At 33.6% G+C, this 4,625-nt stretch carries 3 protein-coding genes; 1 reads left to right on the top strand and 2 read right to left on the bottom strand.

The genetic code is table 11. The features are described 5' to 3' along the window. Nucleotides 1-101: 101 nt before the first annotated feature. Nucleotides 102-1,430: an MFS transporter gene (locus AOG54_RS01140; RefSeq protein ID WP_055032287.1), complete on the top strand. Its 1,329-nt coding sequence runs from the start codon at nt 102-104 to the stop codon at nt 1,428-1,430. A gap of 1 nt (nt 1,431) precedes the next feature. Here the strand turns inward: AOG54_RS01140 and AOG54_RS01135 are convergent, their stop codons facing one another. Both AOG54_RS01135 and AOG54_RS01130 read right to left on the bottom strand, forming a co-directional pair. Further along, nucleotides 1,432-3,195: an alpha/beta hydrolase family protein gene (locus AOG54_RS01135; RefSeq protein ID WP_055032286.1), complete on the bottom strand. Its 1,764-nt coding sequence runs from the start codon at nt 3,193-3,195 to the stop codon at nt 1,432-1,434. Nucleotides 3,196-3,224: 29 nt separating this feature from the next. Further along, nucleotides 3,225-4,559: an MFS transporter gene (locus AOG54_RS01130; protein ID WP_054963805.1), complete on the bottom strand. Its 1,335-nt coding sequence runs from the start codon at nt 4,557-4,559 to the stop codon at nt 3,225-3,227. Between the last annotated feature and the right edge of the window lie 66 nt (nt 4,560-4,625).

Here is a 4,625-nt window from a genome sequence, read left to right as displayed (position 1 = left end):
ATAAACTTATTTATTTTTTTTAAATAGTATTTAAATATTCATGAAATTAAATCATATTTATACTTAAATTAGTATTATATATATAATTGATATACACTATCATGGATAAAATCATTGATAGTGAAAAATTCTCAAAATTTTTAAGGCTTTTATATGTTGCAACAGCAATTGGGGCGTTTACAGATATTTTTGATACTAGTGTCGTCGGTGGCACATCTGCAAGCATAATCACATCACTGAATATAACAAAACCCGAATTTGGGTTCCTCGGTTCAATGACATTTATTGGTGGTCTCTTTGGTGCACTATCTTTTGGATACCTATCTGATGCCTTTGGAAGGAAAAAAACATTTATAATAACATTAATACTTTTCATAGTTTTTGAATTTTTATCAGGTCTGGCACCTGATTATATATATCTTTTGGTATTCCGTTTTGTTGTGGGCTTTGCAATTGGTGCTGATTATGTTCCGGCCATAACCCTGCTCTCTGAGTTTGTGGAACCCGGGAAAAGAGGGTCTTCATTTGATTTTTTCTGGATACTGGCAAATCTGGGTGCTCTTGCATCCTATCTTGTTGCATTCCTACTGGTTCCACTTGGCGGTCTTCAGTGGAGAATTTTATTTATAATAGGAATAATACCGCCTTTATTGGGATTATTGATAAGATCGAGAATTCCAGAAACACCAAGGTTTTTTGCCATTAAGGGAAAAATAGAGGATGCCAAAAACTCCCTAAAAGAAATAGGTTTAAGTGAGGATAATGTAAATAATTATGAAAAGTATAATTTAAGCGATGAAAAATTATTTAAACCATATATTTTAGGAATAACGATACCGCTGTTTCTAATCATGCTTTTAAATATACCCCCAAGTGGAATGCTGGAATTAACGCCACTTATGTTAAGTACTTTAAAAATATCAAAAAGTGATTCACTGTTATTTACCTCATTTGCCTGGGTCACACCAGTTGTAATAGGAAATATTATAGCATTTAAATTAATGGATTTGCTTGGTAGGATAAAAATGCTTATAATAGGTTCCCTAGGTCTTGGGATTGCATTAATAGCCATGTATGTATTTTCATCATATTATTTCAATGTCGATTTAATGCTAGCTGCAATGGCCTCTGGTGGAATACTGCAATCGTTTTATATTCCAGTAATTTACTCACTCTCCACGGAGTTATATCCAACAAAGATTAGGGGCATGGGCCAGGGTATAAGTATTGCCGGAATAAGGCTTGCTGGCATCATAGGTACATTTGGTGGTTCACTTCTGTTAACATATTATAAAATAGCCGGAATTTTAATAGGATACGCCGTTATATGCTTTCTGGCAATTATTGTTATTGTCTTCTGGCTTGGCAGGAAGGCAGAAACAAATAAGATGGTTTTAGAGGATATAGATAAAAGATTCATTAAAAATTAAATTATATATTTTCATCAAAGAATTTTAAAGTTTCCCTGTACTGCTGAATCATGTGCATTTTTTCACCTAAGCCATGGCCCTCCCTTGGAAACAGCAGCAGCCTTACTTTTTTGTTTTTATCCTTTAAATACCTGTAAAATTCAAGGTACTGGCCATATGGTACATATGGATCCTCAATGCCATGCATTAAAAGTATGGGTGTTTTTATATCACTGTTCATTCTTATAACCGAGAACTTATCGTATTTATTGAACTTATAAGGGTCTTCATGCATGTGTATCTGATCCCATAGATGCAGGTTTGATGTTCCGTGGAAGCTTACCCAGTCAGATATTCCATACAGGGATACAGATGCCCTAAAAATATTTGATTTTGCAACGGCAAGTGCAGACATGTAACCTCCATATGACCCTCCTGTTATATATATTCTGTCAGTTTTAATTTTTCCGGTGGATTTTAGGAAATTTATTCCATTTATTATGTCCTCAAAATCATTCCCGCCGAGGTCTCCAAGATTTGACTCAGCATACTTTCTTCCAAGGCCTATGCTTCCGCGGTAATTTGGAAGGAAAACAGAGTATCCATTGTCAAGGTACATTGTTGTGCGGTCGATCATTGCAGGATATGAAAATGATGTGGGGCCCCCATGTATATAAACTATTAAGGGTTTTTCAGGTCCGAGTGATCTTAAAAATCCATATATCCTCATGCCATTTGAATCCCATTCAATAAGCTCATTTGCGTATTTTGGTGAATTCCTTAATTCTTTATTTATTTCAGACTTAATGATTTCATCTCCATTGATAAATAAAAGTTCTCCTGGATTTTCAGTATCTGAAAAAACCAGTGCAATTTTATTTAATGATATTGAAAATTCCGGTGAGACAACAGGATAAACTATGCCGGTGCCCCTCCATAAAATACTTCCAGTATCGATATTTTTTATCCTGAATTCTGACATGTGATTTTCCATGGCATAAATATTGTTATTGAAAAATTCTATATGTGAGTAGCTTGAATCGCTATCTTCAGTCAGATTTTTTGTTTTATTTCCTGATATTAATATAATATCGCCTGATACAACACCCCTGTCACTCATTACAGATTCAAGAAATGCAGCATTGTCATTGAATGCCCTAATTTTACCTATCTGCCTGTATTCTGGATCATAAATAATTTTTATATCCCTATCAATACCTATTTTATATACCTTGGATGCATACCAGCAGCTCTCCTGCGGGCATTCAGAGGCAATAGCATAGATATTTTTCCCGTCAACTGAAAATTCCCAGATGTTTAGTTTTTCTGTTATTTTTTTTATTCCCGAATTCATGTCAATAATATATAGTGAATTAAATGAATCCGATTCTTCAAAGAAATATGCATCATCCTCACCATTCACCTTTTTTTCCTTTGCAGTAAATATAATTCTGGAATCGTCATACCATTTTGCAGTATCTATCTCCCCGGGAAAATTCAGACTTATATCCATTCCATTGTTATCCAGAACAATAATATTATTCCCGCAAACATAAAGTGATCTGCCTGAACTGGCATATTCAAAGGATTTAATGCCATGCCCATCTATTTTTCTTTTAATTTCCATATTTTTTTTAAAAATAAATAATGTGGATTCAGGGTTCTTTTTTTTATATTCCCTGTAACTTTTTGTTGCAATACATGCAATTTCATCCCCATTTGGGGATATTCTGACATTTGAAATAAACCTGTATTTTAAAAGTCTCTCAATGCTGTAATCTTCCATTATCTGAGATAATTATAAAATATAAAATCTTAATTATATTCCGCATTTTTATCCATGAAATGGCCTGTTTTTCCAGTTATTATGGCTATAACAATAAGAACTGTTACAATCAATGCCAGTACCAGTGTATTGTATCCTAATCCCAGATACACAAGAAGAATTCCTGATGTAAATCCACTTACAGCCTCAACTATTTTATTTACCATGTAATTCTGGCCATTGGCAATCCCCCTTATCTTTGAGGGTACAAATGAATTTAACACCGCATTATATGCCATTGGCCCCATGTAATCAAGGAATATAATGCCCATGGTAAACGGTACTATAAGAATACTGTATAGCCTTCCAGAAAAAACAATGAAAAGCATAAACAGTAACAGTCCTGCAAACGATGATGGTATGACACTGCTTTTATATATGCCAAATCTTGATGATACAAATGGTGAGATTAATGCGCCTGCAAAGCCGGCAGCATATATTAATCCATCAATGCCAAGTATATATGTAAATGTGTATATCCTCAATATTACAAGCATGTATGTTACATAAAATGAAAACCCCCAGCCTATAAAACCAACTATGCAGTTTAGGGAATATGTGAATATTATTTCCCTGTTGATTCCTGACCTGTAAAATTTGATTATATCCTTAAGTGACCTGTGCAATTTTTCTGTTGATTTTATCTTTATATCATCACCATAAACATTTTTAATAACCTTTTCAGCATCGGTATTTTTACCGCTGTAATAAAGCCATAAGGGTGTTTCCATTAAATATGTTCTTAATACCAAAATAATTGTGGCGAATACACCACCCATTATGAAAATATATCTCCATATAATATTGGAGTTTATATATGTATAGAGCAGGTATACTGTTAGTACCGCAACAAGGGCAACGACTGAAAATGCATATGCCCAAAGCGAATAAAATTTATTTCTCTGTTTCATGCTTATATATTCATAAATGTATGAAAAGCCTGTGGCCACATCAGCCCCTATGGAGAATCCCATAATAATCCTGAATGCTATAAACTCAACCAAGTTGGTGGAAACGGCTATAAGAATGGCAAAAATAATAAAAACCAGCATATTATAAATAAGCATTTTTTTTCTGCCCAGATAATCAGTTAAATACCCACCAAATATGGCACCTATTATTGCCCCAATATTTGCTCCGGCGACGGAAAGCCCAAGAAGTATGCCGGACGGCAGGAATGTATCCTTAAAAAAGGTTAAAACAAATGAAAATGCGGTGAGATCCCATACATCAAGGAAAACACTTGCAGAAACTATAAAGACCATATAAAGGCTTTTTATATTATCATGGGTTAATATGTAACGTGAAACCTCATTGTTCTCCATTGAAAATGATATATTATATTAAATTATAAATTTTTTTAAAACATTATAATTATAATTTAAAATTAA

It is taken from the genome of Acidiplasma aeolicum (genome assembly GCF_001402945.1).
GTDB lineage: Archaea > Thermoplasmatota > Thermoplasmata > Thermoplasmatales > Thermoplasmataceae > Acidiplasma > Acidiplasma aeolicum.
The sequence above is the reverse complement of the archived record's forward strand: the minus strand, read 5'-3'. Positions and strand labels throughout refer to the sequence as shown.

Excerpts from the sequence above, each read along its gene's own strand:
- AOG54_RS01140 (WP_055032287.1), top strand. The coding sequence starts at position 102 with ATGGATAAAATCATTGATAGTGAAAAATTCTCAAAATTTTTAAGGCTT.
- AOG54_RS01135 (WP_055032286.1), bottom strand. The coding sequence starts at position 3,195 with ATGGAAGATTACAGCATTGAGAGACTTTTAAAATACAGGTTTATTTCA.
- AOG54_RS01130 (WP_054963805.1), bottom strand. The coding sequence starts at position 4,559 with ATGGAGAACAATGAGGTTTCACGTTACATATTAACCCATGATAATATA.